Source organism: Cupriavidus sp. KB_39, assembly GCF_052114485.1.
In the GTDB taxonomy this organism is placed as follows: Bacteria; Pseudomonadota; Gammaproteobacteria; order Burkholderiales; family Burkholderiaceae; genus Cupriavidus.
On sequence record NZ_JBFREV010000013.1, the window covers coordinates 88829 to 106934 of the forward strand.

Annotated in this window: 13 protein-coding genes; all 13 read left to right on the plus strand. The window is 64.9% G+C overall.

What is annotated here, in order from left to right; translation table 11 throughout:
• Window position 1: 1 nt before the first annotated feature.
• On the plus strand, window positions 2-565 hold the full coding sequence (locus AB4Z27_RS12475) for a fimbrial protein (protein WP_092293796.1): 564 nt from the start codon (window positions 2-4) through the stop codon (window positions 563-565).
• A gap of 163 nt (window positions 566-728) precedes the next feature.
• A complete protein-coding gene (gene tssB, locus AB4Z27_RS12480; RefSeq protein WP_092293794.1) occupies window positions 729-1265 on the plus strand; it encodes a type VI secretion system contractile sheath small subunit in 537 nt (178 codons plus the stop codon).
• Window positions 1266-1293: 28 nt separating this feature from the next.
• Entirely contained in the window at window positions 1294-2796 is a 1503-nt protein-coding gene (gene tssC, locus AB4Z27_RS12485; RefSeq protein ID WP_092293792.1) for a type VI secretion system contractile sheath large subunit, read from the plus strand.
• A 115-nt stretch (window positions 2797-2911) separates the two neighbouring features.
• Window positions 2912-3394, plus strand: coding sequence for an Hcp family type VI secretion system effector (locus AB4Z27_RS12490; protein ID WP_092293790.1), 483 nt, complete (start codon window positions 2912-2914; stop codon window positions 3392-3394).
• Between the two features lie 75 nt (window positions 3395-3469).
• Window positions 3470-4027, plus strand: coding sequence for a type VI secretion system lipoprotein TssJ (gene tssJ, locus AB4Z27_RS12495; protein WP_255370781.1), 558 nt, complete (start codon window positions 3470-3472; stop codon window positions 4025-4027).
• A gap of 5 nt (window positions 4028-4032) precedes the next feature.
• Entirely contained in the window at window positions 4033-5382 is a 1350-nt protein-coding gene (gene tssK, locus AB4Z27_RS12500) for a type VI secretion system baseplate subunit TssK (protein ID WP_092293789.1), read from the plus strand.
• Window positions 5379-6692, plus strand: a complete 1314-nt coding sequence (tssL, locus tag AB4Z27_RS12505) for a type VI secretion system protein TssL, long form (protein WP_369823411.1) — start codon at window positions 5379-5381, stop codon at window positions 6690-6692. The genes tssK and tssL overlap by 4 nt, the downstream gene beginning before the upstream one ends.
• 12 nt (window positions 6693-6704) lie before the next feature.
• On the plus strand, window positions 6705-10631 hold the full coding sequence (gene tssM, locus AB4Z27_RS12510) for a type VI secretion system membrane subunit TssM (RefSeq protein ID WP_441644554.1): 3927 nt from the start codon (window positions 6705-6707) through the stop codon (window positions 10629-10631).
• Window positions 10632-10685: 54 nt separating this feature from the next.
• Window positions 10686-13253, plus strand: coding sequence for a type VI secretion system Vgr family protein (locus tag AB4Z27_RS12515; RefSeq protein WP_441644555.1), 2568 nt, complete (start codon window positions 10686-10688; stop codon window positions 13251-13253).
• A 76-nt stretch (window positions 13254-13329) separates the two neighbouring features.
• Window positions 13330-13596: a PAAR domain-containing protein gene (locus AB4Z27_RS12520; RefSeq protein ID WP_092293783.1), complete on the plus strand. Its 267-nt coding sequence runs from the start codon at window positions 13330-13332 to the stop codon at window positions 13594-13596.
• An 8-nt stretch (window positions 13597-13604) separates the two neighbouring features.
• On the plus strand, window positions 13605-16982 hold the full coding sequence (locus tag AB4Z27_RS12525) for a DUF6531 domain-containing protein (protein WP_441644556.1): 3378 nt from the start codon (window positions 13605-13607) through the stop codon (window positions 16980-16982).
• Window positions 16979-17614 (plus strand): DotU family type IV/VI secretion system protein, encoded by a 636-nt coding sequence (locus AB4Z27_RS12530; RefSeq protein ID WP_441644557.1) that lies wholly within the window; start codon window positions 16979-16981, stop codon window positions 17612-17614. Before AB4Z27_RS12525 ends, AB4Z27_RS12530 begins: the two co-directional genes overlap by 4 nt.
• 78 nt (window positions 17615-17692) lie before the next feature.
• Window positions 17693-18103, plus strand: coding sequence for an FKBP-type peptidyl-prolyl cis-trans isomerase (locus AB4Z27_RS12535; RefSeq protein WP_092293777.1), 411 nt, complete (start codon window positions 17693-17695; stop codon window positions 18101-18103).
• The last annotated feature ends 3 nt before the right edge of the window (window positions 18104-18106 follow it).

Here is an 18106-nt window from a genome sequence, read left to right on the forward strand (position 1 = left end):
AATGAAGATGCACGCGAAGTTGCCCGTCACACAGCAGACGCTGAGGTGCTCACCACGGAAGCTGCGGACGTCGTTGGCTGCGAGCCTGACCGTGCTGTGTTTCCCTGCCTTCGCGGATGGCACAAAACCATCGGTCGCGTTGAATTTCACGGGGAAGTACGTTACGCAAACCTGCCGCCACACAGGGGCAGTGCGGCAAAGCGTCACGCTGCCAAGCATCCCCACCGCTGCTTTAAAAAAAGCCGGAGACACAGCGGGCGACACCGCGTTCACGATCAACCTGGTATGCGAGGGCGGCCAAGAGCCCGTGGCAGTCTCGTTCGTCACCTTTAGGAAGATCGATGGGCGACTGATATCCAGTGGCACCGCGCAGAACGTCCAGGTGCAACTGCTCAAGGCGGACGGGACGCCGATCGCGGTAGGCGATGACTCCACGACTCCGATGTTTCCGATGTCCTCGACAGGGTTGATGTCGCTCTCATTCATTGCGCGGTACTACGCGACGGGAGCCACAACTCCGGGGTCGGTGACGGCCGGCACCTGGTACTTCATTGAGGTGCGCTGACGCTAGCTCAGAAACTTCTGACAAGACTCGGAACTTTCGAACGTTTCCTATATCCCGCGCCTGCCCCGAGACCTAACATGCTTCTCGCAGGCCCTGTGGCCGGAAAGGGGGCCGCGGTTCTCACGGCAAGTCCCACATCATCACGCATTCGACGGAGTATTCCATGTCAGCATCCAACAGTTCACAGAAGTTCATTGCGAGGAACCGCGCGCCGCGCGTGCAGATCGAGTACGACGTCGAGATCTACGGCTCGGAAAAGAAGATCGAGTTGCCATTCGTGATGGGCGTGCTTGCCGATTTGTCCGGCACGCAGGTGGATCCACTGCCGCCAGTGGCGGACCGCAAGTTCTTCAACATCGATGTCGACAACTTCGACGAGCGCATGAAGGCGATGAAGCCGCGTGTGGCCTTCCCGGTGGCGAACACGCTGTCGGATCAGGGCCAGTTGATGGTGGACATGACCTTCGAGAGCATCGATGACTTCTCGCCTGCTGCCATCGCCCGCAAGGTCGATGTCCTGGCCAAGCTGCTCGAGGCTCGCACGCAGCTTGCCAACCTCCAGACCTACATGGACGGCAAGTCCGGCGCCGAGGGCCTGGTTGCACAGGTGCTCAAGGATCCCGCGCTGCTGAACGCGCTGGCCAAGGCACCGCGCCCCGAAGCGGCGAACGAGGCCGACGACAAGGCCCAGGCGCAGTAAGGACCGCAACCGCAACCGAGTACAAGACATGGCAACACGTGACACGCAATACAAGGCCGCGACGGCGCAGACGCTCGACCGGCAATCCGACTTCAATGCGCTGCTGACGAAGGAATTCAAGCCGAAGACCGAGCAGGCGCGCGAGGCCGTCGAGAACGCGGTCAAGACCCTTGCGGAGCAGGCGCTGGCCAATGCCGTGACGATGTCTGACGATGCTTACAAGAGCATTGAGGCCATCATCGGCGAGATTGACCGCAAGCTGTCCGAGCAGATCAACCTCATCCTGCACCACGAGGACTTCCAGAAGCTGGAAAGCGCCTGGCGCGGGCTCCACCACCTGGTTACCAATACCGAGACCGACGAGAAGCTCCGCATCCGCTTCATGGATATCTCGAAGGAAGAGCTGCGCCGCACGATGAAGCGGTTCAAGGGCGTGGCGTGGGATCAGAGCTCCCTGTTCAAGCAGATTTACGAGGAAGAGTACGGGCAGCTCGGCGGCGAGCCTTACGGCTGCCTCGTGGCTGACTACTACTTCGACCACACGCCAGCCGACGTCGACCTGCTCGGCTCGATGGCAAAGGTGGCTGCGGCCGCGCATGCGCCGTTCATCAGCGGTGCCTCGCCGTCAGTGCTCCAAATGGATTCGTGGCAGGAACTCGCCAACCCGCGCGACCTGACCAAGATCTTCACGCAAAACCTCGAATATGCACCGTGGAATTCGCTGCGGTCCTCGGAGGATTCGCGCTACATCGGCCTGGCCATGCCGCGCTTCCTGTCCCGTCTGCCGTACGGTGTGCGCACCAATCCGGTAGATGAATTCAATTTCGAGGAAGAAACCGACGGTTCCGATCACCAGAAGTACGCGTGGTCGAACGCCGCCTACGCGATGGCAGTGAATATCAACCGCTCGTTCAAGCGCTACGGTTGGTGCACCCTGATTCGCGGCGTGGAAAGCGGTGGCGTGGTCGAGAACCTGCCCTGCCATACCTTCCCGACCGACGATGGCGGCGTGGACATGAAGTGCCCGACCGAGATCGCTATTTCGGATCGCCGCGAAGCCGAGTTGTCGAAGAACGGCTTCATGCCGCTGATTCACCGCAAGAATACCGATTACGCGGCGTTCATCGGCGCGCAGTCGCTGCAGAAGCCTGCCGAGTACTACGACCCGGACGCCACGGCCAACGCCAACCTGTCGGCGCGCCTGCCCTACCTGTTCGCTTGCTCGCGCTTTGCCCATTACCTCAAGTGCATCGTGCGCGACAAGGTCGGCTCGTTCAAGGAGCGCGAGGAAATGGAGCAATGGCTCAACGAATGGATCATGAACTACGTTGACGCCGACCCGACAAATTCGAGCCAGGAAACCAAGGCGCGCCGTCCGCTGGCCGCTGCGGAGGTGGTGGTCGAGGATGTCGAGGGCAATCCCGGTTACTACCAGGCCAAGTTCTTCCTGCGTCCGCATTTCCAGCTTGAGGGCCTGACGGTATCGCTGCGACTCGTCGCGAAACTGCCGCTGGTGAAGGCTGCCGCCTGAGCATCGTGGCGCGGCGTACGTCGCGCCTGCGAACGCTACTCCGAGTCAGGGCGGGGGCTCGTCAAACAAGCCCGCCATGGGTAAGTCATATCTACTGAACAAGGAAATTCTCACTATGGCACAAGACATCTTCCTGAAGATCAACGGCATCGATGGCGAGTCCGAGGATAGCGTCCACAAGAGCGAGATCGAGGTGTTGAGCTGGTCGTGGAGCGTCAGCCAGCAATCGAACATGCACGCCGGCTCTGGCGGCGGCGCTGGCAAGGCCACTGTCGATGATCTGCAGTTCGAGCACTATATCGACCGTGCCAGCCCGAATCTCGTGCAGTACTGCCTGCTGGGCAAGCATATCGACGAGGCTCGTCTGGTGGTGCGCAAGGCCGGCGGCAGCCCGCTCGAGTACATCAAGTTCACGATGAACGACCTGCTGGTGACGCAGGTGAGCCCTTCTGGCCTTAGCTCCGACGAAGCTCGTCCGCGCGAGATCGTGCGTCTGTCGTTCTCCCGCCTGAAGCAGGAATACGTGGTGCAGAACGCGCAGGGCGGCAGCGGCGGCGTGATCACCGCAACGTTCGACGTCAAGAAGAACACGGCCTGACCCTCCTGGTTGTCGTGCAATCCGGTTGCGATTCGGCGGCCGGATTGCACTGCGTGCAGCCAAACCGAATCGAACATGTCCATGCGCTTTGATCTGACTCCCACCGGAATGGCCGGCACCCGCGCCACTCGGTGGATGGCGATCGGGTGGTTGTTGCTGATGGTATGCCTGGTCTTGCAAGGATGCAGCACTGCACCGACGCGGAAAGAGCCGTTGCAGTTGAAGCTCCTGATCGAGACGAGCGGGAACCTGAATAGCGATGAACAAGGCCGCGCTGCGCCGGTGATGGTGCGCGTCTACGAACTGAAGTCCGCTGCGGCGTTCGATAGCGCCGACTTCTTTACGCTTCAGAACGAAGACAAGAAGGTGCTTGCCGCCGACCTGCTTGCTGTCGACGAGTTCATCATGCGGCCCGGCACCGACGAGCGTATCGAACGCAAATCCAATCCGGCCACAACAGCGATCGGCGTGCTGGTTGGTTACCGCGAACTAGGCAAGTCCGTATGGCGCGCCACGTGGCGCCTGCCCGAGGCACCCGATGCAGCCTGGTACCGCGCGGTGGTGCCCGACAGGACTGTCGCCCTGAAGATCGAGGCACGCGATCAAGCTGTTTCGATTACTGAGGTCAACTGATTGCCATGAGCTATCACAATAAGATCGTCTGGAGTGAAGGACTATTCCTGCGCCCTCAGCTGTTTCAGCAGCAAGAGCGCTATCTCGAGTATGTCGCACAGCGGTGTGTGACAACGCTTAGTCCGTTCTCATGGGGATTCAGCCAGTATGAGATCGATCAGAGTGCATTGTCCTTCGGCAAGCTGGCGATCAAACGCGGATCGGGAATCTTTCCCGATGGCACACCGTTCGACACGCCAACGGAGGCGCCACCGCCACCGCCGCTGACGATCACTCCCGAGCATCTCGGCCAGTTGATCTACCTCGCCGTGCCGCTACGCCTTGCCAACACCGAGGAGACGATCTTCGAGGAGCAGGCGGGGTCGCTGGCGCGGTATCTTGCCTTTGACGAAGCGCTACGCGATGCAAATGCGATCGGCCAAGGTCCGAAGCCGGTACAGATGGCTAACCTGCGGCTGCGGCTGTTGCCTGAGAAGGAACTGAGCCAGTCCTGGATCGGCATCGCCGTAGCGCGCATCCAGAGCTTGCAGCCCGACGGTTCTGTCGTTCTCCATGAGCGCGACCATATCCCGCCCGTTGTGCACTTTGGCGCCAACGCCTTGTTGCGGGAATGGGTGACGCAGCTGCATGGCCTGGCGAAGCTACGCGCCGATGCGTTGGCGAACCGGCTGTCAGGCAGCCATGGGCGCACGGGTGCCGTAGCCGAAGTCGCCGACTATCTGCTGTTGCAGGTGCTCAACCGCCATGAGCCGTTGCTCGAACACATCGGGCAGATCGGCGAGACCTCGCCCGTCGAGCTCTACCGCGCGCTGCTCTTGCTGTCCGGCGACCTCGCGACCTTTGTGCGTCCGCAGACGCGGCGGCCCGAGCTTGCGCCGGGCTACGACCATGCGCGACTCTTTGAGAGCCTGTATCCGCTAGTAACCGAGGTCCATCACCTGCTGAACCAGGTGCTGATACGTGGCGCGCAACCGATTCCGCTCGTGGAGCAGCCGCATGGCATTCGCCTTGCGACAATGCTGCCCGCTGAGTTGGCCAGTTTCGAGACGCTTGTGCTTGCCGTGGGTGCGCAGATGTCGCCAGACGTCCTGCAACAACAGTTCGCCGCACAGGCCAAGATCAGCCAGCCTCAGCGCCTGCCGGAACTGATCCGTTCGCACCTGCCGGGGCTCCAGATGCTGGCGCTTCCCGTGCCGCCGCGCCAGATTCCGTTCAATGCGAATTACGTCTACTTCGAGCTGTCCCGGACCGGCGTGTTCTGGGACCAGATCGCTCAGCAGGGTGCCCTGGCGATGCATATCGCCGGCAGTTTCCCCGAGCTGAAGCTGGAACTGTGGGGAGTGCGTCATAAGTGAGCGCCGGAAATCTTGAATCGTCGGACGACTTCGCGTTTCTCACGGAGGGTGGCGTGACTGACGTGCAGACGGCATCGGGCGCAAAAGTGGCGGTGCCGCGCGATGGTACGTCGCCGGTGGAGGCCGAAGTGCTGTTCGCGTTCGATCCGCCGGTGGACGCCGAACGGCGGCTCGAGACGGTGCAGCTAGCCAGGAATCCGCTCATGGAAGCGGCGAGCCCGTTACTGCGGTTGCTGGCCGACATGCCAGCGACGATGGCATCGCAGGAAGAGATCCGCGCGCTGCGCCTGCTGCTCGCGCGCGAAGTGGACCATTTCCAGACCCTCTGTGAGCGTGCCAACCTCCACTGGACGCATATGGCGGCGGTGCGCTACTGCCTGTGCACGGCGCTCGACGAAGCCGCAAACCGTACACGATGGGGCGGCGGCGGTGCCTGGGCGCGTAACAGCCTGCTGATTGCGTTCGAAGGCGAGAACGACGGTGGTGAGAAGGTATTCCTGCTGATCGGCCGGATGGCTGCTGATCCGCAAACCTACATTGACGTGCTGGAGATCCTGTACCGCATCCTTGGCCTGGGTTTCGAGGGCCGGTATAGCGTGATCGAGGATGGCCGGCGTCATCTGGAGCAGGTGCGGCATCGCCTTGCTGCGCTGGTCGCCGGCGCCCGCGACGCAGTGCCGGTCGAACTCTCCCCACGCTGGAAGCCCGCCGAGGCGGGGCGCCTGCGCGCATTGCGCGGCGTGCCGCCATGGAGCCTGGCCGCAGTGGCCGCGGTGATCGTGTTCGGCTTGTTCGCCTGGTACAAATATCAGTTGCTCACGGCCGGCAGCGCGCTAAATGCGCGCATCCATAGCATTCCGCGTGGATCAGTGCAGGCTCCGGCGCGGCTCCGCCTCTCGATCCTGCTCAAGGACGAGGTCACGCGCGGCCTCGTGAGCGTGGATGAGGACGAGCGACGCAGCCTGGTCATCTTCAAGGGCGATTCGATGTTTGCCTCCGGCAAGAACGAAGTTCGTGCAGACATGTACCCGACCCTCGAGAAGGTGGCGAAAGAGGTGGCCCGCGTGGGCGGCCAGGTCGTCGTCACCGGCCATACCGACAGCCTGCCGATCCGTTCGCGGGACTTTGCGAGCAACGAGCAGTTGTCCGAGAAGCGCGCGGCCTTTGTCGCGAAGATTCTGGAGTCGGGCGGTACGCCCGCGAATCGTATCGCGGTGCATGGCCGTGGCGATGCGCAACCCGTGGCCAGCAATGGCACGGCGGAAGGACGTTCCCGCAACCGGCGCGTGGAAGTCATGGTGACGCAGTAGCGCGGAAGCAGCATGCATAACTTGAAGACCTTCTTCTCTCCCCTGTTCTCGAAGGCGATGCTGGCATTCCTCGCCATCGTGGCGCTGGGGCTCGCCGTCTGGTTCCTCGGCCCCTGGCTCGCCTTCGGTGCCCATCATCCTCTTGGCGATCTGTCATTACGGGTGACGGCCATCGTAATGCTGGTCGCGCTGTACGTATGCTGGCTGCGTAGCTGGCCGTATAGCCCGCTCGCCGTGGCCGCCTTGTGCGTGCTGCTGTGGCATCTCGGCCCGCTCCTCGCATTCGGCGAGGTTCGTCCACTGGCCTCCTACGGCACGCGCACGATCTGCATCGTGCTGATCGTCATTGCCTATGGGGTTTACGGCGCTTGGCGTCTGTGGGGCGCATTGCGCAACAACGAGGCCCTAGTCAAGCGCATCTTCGGCTCGTCCGATGACGCGGCCGCGCGGCCGCGCGAGGAACTGCACGTGCTTGGCGCCATTGTCGGCAAGGCTGTCCAGCATATCCGGCGTATTCACGGGCACGGGCTTGGCCTGAAGCGGTACTTCGAAAGTGACCGCCAGCTCTACGACCTGCCGTGGTTCATGATGCTGGGCACGCCGGAGGCGGGCAAGACCATTGCCGCCCTGAATTCCGGGCTCGAGTTCCCGGAGGCGGACCAGATGAATGCCGTCTCGCTGAAGGCGCCGGAGGGGACGACCTATTGCGACTGGTGGTTTACCAATGAGGCGGTCCTGATTGATACGGCCGGCCGCTATGCCGATCATCGCGCCGGCGAGACGGAGGACCCCGAGCGCAACAAGACGGAGTGGATGGGCTTCCTGGGCCTGCTGCGCAAGCACCGGCCGCGCGCGCCCGTCAATGGCGTGGTGCTGGCACTCAGCGCCTCGGAGTTGTTGGGTAAGTCGGCCGATGAGCGGATCGCTCTCGCGGCCACGCTGCGCACCCGGCTGACCGAGCTACGCAAGGAACTCGGGATTCGCTTCCCGGTGTATGTGCTCGTGACCAAGGTCGATGTGCTGCCAGGCTTCAGCGAGTACTTCCAGTCACTGACGGCGGAAGGGCGTGCCCAGGTATGGGGCATCGCGGTCTCCGCTCCGGAAGACGGTGCGGCACGTCGTGTCAATGATCTGCGTGAACGGTGCGTCGAGGAAGTCGGGGTGCTTGTCGACCGCCTGGAAGCGGGCGTCAACAATCGGCTGATCGAGGAGTACGAGACCGAACGTCGCAAGCGTCTCTACGCGCTGCCGGCGGAATTCGGCTGCCTGGCCGGTGTGGTGCTCGATGTGGTGTCGCTCGTATTCATGGACTCACGCTACGACAGCACGCAGATCGACAGTGCCCTGCGCGGCGTGTACTTCTCGAGCGCAATGCAGTCGGACGTAACGATTGCCGCCGATAAGACCACGCTGCTCCAGCGGCTGCGCGGCGGCGGGGTCCGCTCGGTGCCCAGTGAAACCGGAGCGGAGGCGGAGGCCTCGCGTGCCGCGGGCGCCGAGATGTCCGGCTATCGTAGCTACTTCCTGCACAACCTGTTCCAGCAGGTGATCGTGCCGGAAGCACACCTGGTTCGGCCGAACCAGCGCTGGGAACTCCGCTTCCGGGCGATGCGCGCAGCGAGCTATCTGGCGTCAGTCGTGGTGTGTGGCTGGCTGGTCTATGCGCTCACCACGAGTTTTGAGAACAATCACGCTTATCTGACAGCCATCGAGGCGAAGGTGACCGCGCTTGACGAACGGGTCAAGGGCTATCGCAAGCGGCGCGAGCCGACGGCCTTGCCCGGCATGCTGAATGCGTCGGCAGATTTGCCGCACCTCGGGCAGCTCGATCTCGCCAATCCTGGCTTCGACTATCGGTACGGGCTCTACGCCGCACCCCCCGTCATGGATGCCTCGGGGAGCACCTACGCCATCCTGTTGCGCCAGATGCTGCTGCCGCATGTCGTACGGCGTCTGGAGGATTCGCTCGATGCGCGAATGGAGGCTGGTGACCCCGATGGCGTCTATAGCGCCCTGACGGCCTACCTGATGCTGTACGACAGGAAGCACTTCGACGCCGCAGTGTTCAAGGCGTGGGTGCTCAAGGACTGGGAGCAGTCGGACAGCAGCGCGGCGTTCGGCGAGCCCCATCGGATGCGCCAGCACCTTCAGGCGCTGTTCGATGGCGACGACCTGTCGCCGAGCACGCCACAAAACGCGTTGCTCGTGGACCGCGCGCGTCGCTACCTGAGCAGCAACCCGGCGCCGCGACGGCTCTATGAACGAGCCATGGCGGAGATGGCCAAGGAGGCGCCCGAGCCGATCACCCTGGCGCGCGCTGCGGGGTTGCAGGCCGGTTCGGTGCTGACGCTCGCGGACAGCGCGCTGCTCGAGCAGGGCGTGCCCGGCCTCTACACATACGATGGTTACCACAAGGTATTCGCGCGGCGGCTGGCGCACTTCCTTGTCAAGGCTCAGCCTGCGGATGCCTGGATCATGGGGCGTACGGAGTTGCAGGCGAAGGCTGGCTACGGCCAGGACGTCGCCACGCTGATGGCCAGTTCGCCGCTGGCGGAGGACATCCGCCGTCAATACCTGATCGACTACGCCAACTACTGGCAGCGTTTCCTGGAAAGCGTGCGGCCCGCGATGCCGGACGCGGCGGAGCAGGGTGGTTCAACTGTGCTCGATCTTCAGATCCTGCGCATTCTGTCTTCAGCGGATTCCCCGCTGGCACGACTGGCCCGTACGGCAATACGCGAGACATCGCTGTCGGTCGCGGATGACGAGGATGATGGCGTCAATACCGCGCAGAAGGTCGTCACGGCCTCTGGCATGTCCGCGCGGCTCCATACGGTGACACGGGCTGCCAGTGCTGCATCCGCGCTTGGCGGCACGAACCGGCTGCGCCGCGTGGAGCGCGATCTGGTCGACAACCGTTTTGCAGCGCTGCGCGAAGTGGTGACCGGGCACGCCGATTCGGGTGCCGGCACGACACCCGCCAGCGCGCCGGTGGCGGCGGCCGGTTCCGGTGGCAATGCGCTCCAGCTGGGCGGCATCATGGCGCTGCTGGGTGAGCAGTACACCCGGCTTTCCGTGGCGGGCGCCGCGCTTGCGGCGAACAGTATGCCGCCGGCGGTCGACATCGGCACGATGCTGCAACTGGAAGCCGAGAAGCTCCCCGCGCCATTCCGCACCGTGCTGGCCGGCATATCGGTCCAGGTGACGCAGAAGGTCAACGCGGGCGTTGGCACGCTGCTGGCATCCCAACTCGAATCATCGGTCGGTGCGGCGTGCCGCCGGGCGATCGCGGGCAAGTATCCGTTCGTGGCAGGGGCGAGCCAGGATGTGGACATTGAAGACTTCCACCACATCTTCGCGGCCGATGGCCTGCTGGATGCTTTCTTCACCCGGACGCTCGCGCCGAACGTGGATACCAGTTCGCGGCCCTGGCGCTACAAGGCGCTCAGCCCGGGCATGCCGCCCGTCCACGGGCCGAGCCTGGAGCCGTTCGAACGGGCTGCGGCCATCCGCGAGACGTTCTTCCGCGAATCGGGCGGGAAGCGCATGGCGTGGAAGGTCGACGCCCGGGTGGCCAATCTCGACCCCGAGATTCTGGAACTCTCGCTCGACATCGACGGCCAGCAGATTCGCTATGCACATGGCCCGGTCGTGACATTCCAGCTCGGATGGCCGGGCCCACGCGGCGGGGCGGTGGCCGGCATGTCGGCCAGCCCGAAGATCCGGCCCGACACGTCGACGATCGTGACATCGGGTCCGTGGGCGCTGTTCCGGCTGATCGACCGAGGGCGGCCAGTTGGCACGGCCTCGGCCAGCCGCATGGTCGTGGATTTTACATTCGACGATCGCCATGCCGCACTGGAACTCGTGACGGGCGGGCACGCGAATGCGTTGTCCGGCCAGCTTCTCAGGGGTTTCGCCTGCCCGAAAGGCGCGTAGCGCCGGCCGTGCCGACGACGATGGAAACAGACTGGTGATTGCAATAGGGAAGAAATGGCTACTGAATTCTTGAACGGCGTTGCCTCGCAGAATCGTACCGTGGCGATCCGCAGCGCCGCCATGCCCAAGGTGGCCGGCTTGCCGGCCCTCGAGTTCCTGCAGGTCCATGGCACGGAGCGGCTTGGCCGATTGTTTGAGTACGAGGTGCAGTTGCGCACGCCGGACGACTACCAGCTGCCGCTGGCGGCGAGCGCGAACCTTGACCTGAAGGCGTTGGTCGGCAAGGAGATGACGCTCTCGATCCAGATCGACGGAAGCGGGAAGGCGCCCAGCGAGCAGGTGGGGCGCGGCACGCGCGAGATCAGCGGGCTTGTGGTCTCTGCCGGCTACCTGCACCAGGAGGGGCGGTACAACGTTTATCGCGTGGTGTTGCGGCCCTGGCTGTGGCTGGCCACGCTGACCAACGACTTCAAGATCTACCAGGACAAGACCGTACTCGAGATCATCGACGACGTTCTGGCTGACTATCCCTATCCGGTGGAGAAGCGGCTCGACGTGGGCAAGTACGCGCTGACGAGCGAATCCGAGCGCAACGACCCGCGCAAGTTCCAGGTCCAGTATGGCGAGACGGACTTCAACTTCATCCAGCGGCTGATGGAGGAATGGGGCATCTACTGGTTCTTCGAGCATTCGGACGGCAAACACCGGCTCGTGCTGTGCGACCACATCGGTGCGCACCGCCGCGTGCGCAGCGAGTCTTATCACCAGATCGAATACCACCCGAACGACGACAAGATCGACATCGAACACATCGCGGCGTTCTCCGTGCATGAGGCGCTGCGTACCGGCCGCGTGGAAGTGGACGACTACGACTTCACACGCTCGCGGGCGAGGCTGCTGCAAGCCAATCAGCAGCCTCGCCGCACGACATGGGCCGACCGGGACGTGTTCGAATGGCCGAGTGACTTTACTGACGCGCGTCATGGCGACATGATCAGTCGTGTCCGCATGGAAGAGGCCCGCGCGGAAGGTGTGCGCGCGTTCGGCCATGGGAACGTCCGTGGCGTGGCTTGTGGCGAGACCTTCGTGCTCGCCCGTCATGCGCACCGTGGGGCGAACCGCGAGTATCTCGTGGTGGAATCGACACTGATGCTGACGGAGGTTGCCGACGAATCGGGAGCCGGTTATCAGTACCAATGCCGGAACGAGCTTGAGGTGCAGCCCACCAGCGAGGTGTTCCGCATGCCCCGCACGACGGCCAAGCCCAATACCCACGGTCCGCAATCGGCCATCGTGGTCGGCCCGCCGGGCTCCACGGTCTGGACTGACGAATTCGGCCGCATCAAGGTGCGTTTCCTTTGGGACCGCTACGCGCGCAACGACGAGTCGGACTCATGCTGGGTGCGCGTGGTGCAGGCCTGGGCCGGCGCCAAGTTCGGCAGCATCTATATCCCGCGCGTCGGCCATGAGGTGATTATCAACTTCATGAATGGCGACCCGGATCGGCCGCTGGTCACTGGCAGTCTCTATAACAATGCGACGCAGCCGCCCTGGGACCTGCCCGCCAGCGCCACCAAGAGCGGCTTCAAAAGCCAGACGCCAGGTGGCGGGCCGGACAACTACAACGGCGTCCGGTTCGAGGACAAGGCCGGCATGGAGGAGTTCTACCAGCAGGCCGAGCGCGACATGGTCAGCCTGACGAAGCGGAACGAGACGAAAACCGTCGGTATGGACCTGGCGATGGGCGTGGGTGCCAACTTCAACCTTGGCGTTGGCGCACTGTATGCCACCAACGTGGCGGGCGGATCGGTCCATACCGTCGGCGCTGCCTATTCCATGAGCATCGGTGGCATATCGGCGGTCAACGTGGCCTTGGCATCGACCTATTCGGTGGGCGGCGCCTATCTGGTGAGCATCGGCAAGGCGATGGCCGTCAGTGCCGGTTCGGCCTTGTCGCTGACCTGCGGGGAATCGTCGCTGTCGATGGCCAGCGACGGAACGATCAAGCTCGTGGGCAACAAGATTGTCATCCAGGGCACGCAACTGGACTTGAACCCGGGCGACGGCAAGAAGAAGAGCGGCGGCGGAGGCGGTGGCGGTGGCTTCTTCGCGATCGGCCTGGCCGCACCGTCGGTACCGATTGTGGTGCCCATGCTCGGCCTCGGCTCCCGCGCCAATGCCAAGCAGATACCGGGACCGCCGGGGCCGAGTGGCGCAACGGGGGCGACTGGAGCAACGGGGGGAACTGGCGCAACCGGCGTAACTGGGGCAACCGGCGTAACCGGGGCAACAGGGCCAACAGGGCCAACAGGGCCAACCGGGCCAACCGGGCCAACCGGGCCAACAGGGCCAACCGGGCCAACCGGGCCAACCGGGCCAACGGGGTCGACAGGGCCAACGGGGTCGACAGGGCCAACCGGGTCGACAGGGCCAACTGGCGCGACTGGACCAACCGGATCGACAGGGCCAACCGGGCCGACTGGGCCAACCGGACCGACTGGGCCAACCGGACCGACGCCACCGTCGCCGACGCCCACCCCGCCCCCACCGACGCCGACGCCGCCGATTCCGACGCCGACGCCGCCGATTCCGACGCCGACGCCAACGACGCCAGAGCCATAACGGCGGAAGGCGAGAACCTGCTCGCCCCGGTGACATCCGTCACCGGGCCATCACTCGATTCTGAAAGGAAGCACATATGGGAACGCCAGCTGCGCGATTGGGTGACGCGATCGGCCACGGAGGGTCGATCACGTCGGGATCCGGCAATGTCTTTATCAACGGGGTGCCCGCCGCTATCGCGTGCGGGAGCAGTTGTTCGTGCTCGCTGCACGGAGGCGGATCATTGGCGAAAGGCTCGTCCACGGTATTCATCAATAACATGCCGGCCTCCATGGTCGGCGGCGTGTCCGGCTGCGGCGCGCCAGTCGCGAATGGCTCCCCTAACGTATTCGTCGGGGGTTGAGGGCGGACATGTCGGCCATCAGTGAACTGGGCAGCCTGCTCGACCTGCTCCGGGCGAAGGAACTCGATGCCGTGGCAACGCGTCCTTTTGCCGGGCGATTCCATGGTCACGAAGCGGAGATGGCGGCGCGGTACGGTGTTCGTCGCGCGCTGTCCGGCCTGCTGTGGGGCGAGATCGATGTCCTGTCTGGCGACAAGATCTGCCTCCCGGCGCACGAGACGGATTTCACGCTGCCGGCGCGCCTGCCGCTGCGCTGGTCGCGCTTCTATTCCAGCGCACTGGCCGCGGAAGGGGCGCTGGGCGTCGGCTGGCGCGTGCGTTGGGAGGTGACGCTGCACCGGCAGGGCGATCGACTGATCTACGCCGATGAGCACGGGCGCACGATCGACGTACCCGATCCGCAGCCCGGCACGCGCGTGACAGTGCTGTCCGAACGCCTGCACCTGGCGTGCCTGTCGGACGGCACGATGGTCGTGGCCGATTTCACGCCGTGCTATCGCGTCTTCGAGAAGTTCGACGCGCAAGGCATCGCGCGGCTGAAGTACATCGAGGACTATGCCGGCGAACGCATCGGCTGCATCCGGGATGCCTCGGGACGCTTGGACCGGCTTGGCAGCACGTGCGGTGACGTCTTGCAGATGCACTATGCCGGCGACAGCCGGCGCCTGTCCGCCATCGAGCGTGTAGGGACAGGGCCTGCCGGCATGCTCGTGCACTATCACTACGATGATGACGAACGGCTCGCGCGGGTCGAGGACCGCACGGGTGCCACGACCCGGCGTTACGGCTACCGCGGCGGGCGCATGGTCGAGCAAGCCGGCGCTCTCGGCGGCGTGACACGCTACGTATGGGAGGCCGATGGAGACCGCGCGCGTGTGGTCGAGCGCAGCACCGATGCCGGGGCACGCGAACAGTTCACATACGACACTGCATCGCGCACCTGCGACGTCACCGATGTGTTCGGGCACACGGCGCGCTGGCGCTACGACGCGCGCGGTTGCGTGGTCGGCTTCCGTGACTTCGATCGCCGGCAGTATGCGTTCCAGTACAGCCGCTCGCACTGGCCAGTCGCGCTGGAACTGCCGGGTGAGCGTCGGATCGTGCTCACACTGGACAACCTCTCGCGCGTGGTCAAGGAGACCGATTCCGCCGGCCGATGGCGCCAGACCCACTACACCTTCAGCACGCTCGAGCCGCTGATGGTGAAAGATTCCGCCGGCCAGAACTGGTCGTGGATTCGCGATGACAGCCTCCAGCCGACGCAGCACAATACGCCGGAAGGCAAAGTGGCCACGGTGTACGACGCGCACGGCTGGATCATCCGTCGCACCGGCGCCGACGGTGCAACGGTTCAATTCGAGCGGGACGCCGCCGGTCGGGTGATCCGGCAGACCGATGCGGAGGGCCGTACCTTCGACCTGACCTATGGCGCGGACAACCGAGTCACCGCGCTGTGCGACGCGGCGGGCGGCATCACACGCTTCGAATGCAACGGCCACGGTTGGCCGCTCCAGCTGACGCGCGCCGATGGCAGCGATGAGCGTCATGACTGGAATGCGCTCGGTCAGCGCACCCAGTATGTCGGCGCCGACGGCCAGGGCCGGGCGTGGGAGCGAGATGGGCGCGGTCGTGTCCTGCGCGAGATCAACGAAGAGGGGCACGCAATCGCGCATGCCTACGACGCGCACGGCCGGCGCGTGCGCACCACGAGCGGCAATGGGGCGGTCCAGACGTTCGAATGGGATGCTGTGGGCCGTCCGAGCCGGTCGACCGACGAGAACGGCGTAACGCAGGACTTCACCTACACGGACAGCGGCGCGCTCGCCACGCTGACAGCGAGTGCCGGCGGGCAGGTGCGGCGCGAGGTGTACTCGTACGATCCCCTTGGCCGTCTCGTGGGGCGCGACACCACGCACAGTCGGTATCGGTTCGACTATGCCGCCGATGGTCATCTCCAGGCCGTGTCGCGCACGCCCACCGCTGAGGGCGAGGCGCTGGGGATCGTCGAGACAGCCGTCCGCTACACGCATGACGAGATGGGCAAGCCCTTGTCCGAGGAAGGCCCGCACAGCAAGCTCCGCTTTGGCTACGATGACGCCGGTCGCCTGATTGGGGTGCTGCTGCCCCAACAGCAGACCGTGCAGATCACGCGCGACGACACGGGGATGGTGACGTTGATCGGGATCGACGGCCAGCACGTCGCGGAGTTTGCTTTCGACCCCATGCAGCGCGAAGTGGTTCGCATGCAGGGCGACCTGCTGACCTATACGGGCTACGACGCCATCGGCGCGCCGCTGTGGTGGCGCGCGGTGCTGCACAGCGAGACCGCCGAGCGCGAGATCGTGCCGGAAGATCTTCGGCTCTGGCGCGCGGTCAGTTACGGCGCTGGCGGCAAGGTAGTACAGACCGTCGATCACCGATATGGCACCACCCACCTCGACTATGACCGCAGCGGCAACCTGCTGCGGCGCGTGACCGACGATCTCGGCATTGAACGCTTCAGCTGGGACGGCGCGGGCACGCAGTTAGACCCATCGCGGAGCCTGGTGGGTCCGGTGCGGCGTGACAATCACCGGCTGACCGAATTTGCGGGCTGGCGGTATGAGTACGACGCGTGGGGGCAGGTCATAGCGAAGTCAGGCAATCGCGACGCGATGGCACTGGAATGGGACGGCGAAGGCCACCTGATTGCCGTGCGTGTGCGCGACCGGCTCGTGCGCTACCAGTACGACGCGCTGGGCCGTTGCATCGAGCGGACTGTGACGGTCCGGCAGGCGCCGGGCCGCGCGTTGCCAGCCACGCCGCCGCGCATCACGCGCTTCGTCTGGCACGACGACACCTTGCGGCAGATACTCGAGGCAGACCGCGTACGGACCTATCTCTATGTGCCGGCGGGGCAAGGCTCTGGCGGCGACGTGCCCTTGACCTGCATCGACCAGCCGCTCGATGCTGCCGGCCAGCCCGGGGCCATGCGGTTCCTGCATTACCAGACCGACGTCGCCGGCACCGCCGTGGCGTTGACCGACGAGGCGGGCGCGGAGGTCTGGTCTGGCCGCTACACGGCGCTGGGCCGGCTGCTGGCCCAAGATGGCCCGGCAGTCGCCGGCGGGCAGCCGCTGCGGCTCGCGGGCCAGTTCGCCGATGACGAAACCGGGCTGCATTGGCACGGCCGGCGTGTCTATGACCCCGACATCGGCCGCTACCTGAGCCCGGACCGTCGCGGCGGCGATGGCGTCAACCCCTATGCGTACCGGGCACCCACGGCGAAGCCGGCGCCATCGCCGCACGCGCAAGGGCCGGCCATGGCGGACGACTACTGGACCGTGGCGGATACCGCGCGGCGGCACGCCATGATCGCCTCCGGCGCAGAGAAGGACTGGGGATGACCCACTATTGGGGAGGCAATCTCCTGCTCCATCTCGCCCAGCCGCTGTTTCGCATCCTCGATGAACTGTCGCCGGAGCTGAAGTCGATGGCGCGGATGGAATGGCTCAAGCGCGAGGCCCGCAAACAGCTCGTCCACCTGCGGCGGGCGGGCAACGCGGTGAACCTGCCGGTCGACGCTGTGGAGGCGGTGCACTACTGCTTCTGCACCGCGCTGGATCAGGCGGGCAGTCGTGTGCAGGGCGGCGCGTCGGGCAGTTGCCGGGGCGTATGGCTGCAGGACAGCCTGCTGCGCGAGTACTACGGCAGCGCCGATACCGGGCAGCAATGCCGGACGTGGATCCTGCGCTTGCGTGAAGCGCCGGACATGGGCACACACGCACTGGCGGTGATCGCGGCGCTGGTCGCCCGGGGGCTGCGGGACGAGCACGGCGCACCATTGCCAGACACCGCGCCGCGCGTCCGGCCGGCGCTCGTACCGGCAGAGGCGGAGGAGACGATGCCAGCTTCGGTCGCCAACCCGGAGCGGCGCCGCCGCACGATGCCATGGCGAGGAATTGCCGTGGTGCTGGTTGCGCTGGCGCTGTCGCTCTCGCTCGCGTACTTCATCGTCGGGCTGTTCGTGGTCGGATGATGCCTCGGGTACACTGCCGGCTGGCCTCGCGCGCGCTGCCGGCGCCAATTTCCAAACACACTGACACGACAGATTCCCATGAAGACTCTTTCCCTGATTCTTGCCGCCGTCACGCTCGCTGGCGCAGGCGTTGCCCAGGCCGCCGCACCGGCTTCCGAGACGCTGCCGTCCGGCGTGGTGATCCAGCACGTGACCAAGGGCACGGGCGCCTCGCCCAAGGCTTCCGATACCGTCAAGGTCCACTACCGTGGCACGCTGACCGATGGCACGGAATTCGACAGCTCGTACAAGCGCGGCCAGCCGATCTCGTTCCCGCTGAATCGCGTGATTCCGTGCTGGACCGAGGGCGTGCAGAAGATGCAAGTGGGCGGCAAGGCCAAGCTGACCTGCCCGTCGGCCAGCGCCTACGGTGCACGCGGCGTGCCGGGTACGATCCCGCCGAACGCCACGCTGAACTTCGAAGTGGAACTGCTCGGCATCGGCGGCTGATCA

Bases quoted from the DNA above. Each gene is read 5' to 3' on its own strand.
- AB4Z27_RS12525 (WP_441644556.1), top strand. From the start codon at position 13,605: ATGTCGGCCATCAGTGAACTGGGCAGCCTGCTCGACCTGCTCCGGGCG.
- tssB (WP_092293794.1), top strand. From the start codon at position 729: ATGTCAGCATCCAACAGTTCACAGAAGTTCATTGCGAGGAACCGCGCG.
- AB4Z27_RS12530 (WP_441644557.1), top strand. From the start codon at position 16,979: ATGACCCACTATTGGGGAGGCAATCTCCTGCTCCATCTCGCCCAGCCG.
- tssC (WP_092293792.1), top strand. From the start codon at position 1,294: ATGGCAACACGTGACACGCAATACAAGGCCGCGACGGCGCAGACGCTC.
- AB4Z27_RS12520 (WP_092293783.1), top strand. From the start codon at position 13,330: ATGGGAACGCCAGCTGCGCGATTGGGTGACGCGATCGGCCACGGAGGG.
- AB4Z27_RS12475 (WP_092293796.1), top strand. From the start codon at position 2: ATGAAGATGCACGCGAAGTTGCCCGTCACACAGCAGACGCTGAGGTGC.
- tssK (WP_092293789.1), top strand. From the start codon at position 4,033: ATGAGCTATCACAATAAGATCGTCTGGAGTGAAGGACTATTCCTGCGC.
- tssM (WP_441644554.1), top strand. From the start codon at position 6,705: ATGCATAACTTGAAGACCTTCTTCTCTCCCCTGTTCTCGAAGGCGATG.
- tssJ (WP_255370781.1), top strand. From the start codon at position 3,470: ATGTCCATGCGCTTTGATCTGACTCCCACCGGAATGGCCGGCACCCGC.
- AB4Z27_RS12515 (WP_441644555.1), top strand. From the start codon at position 10,686: ATGGCTACTGAATTCTTGAACGGCGTTGCCTCGCAGAATCGTACCGTG.
- AB4Z27_RS12535 (WP_092293777.1), top strand. From the start codon at position 17,693: ATGAAGACTCTTTCCCTGATTCTTGCCGCCGTCACGCTCGCTGGCGCA.
- AB4Z27_RS12490 (WP_092293790.1), top strand. From the start codon at position 2,912: ATGGCACAAGACATCTTCCTGAAGATCAACGGCATCGATGGCGAGTCC.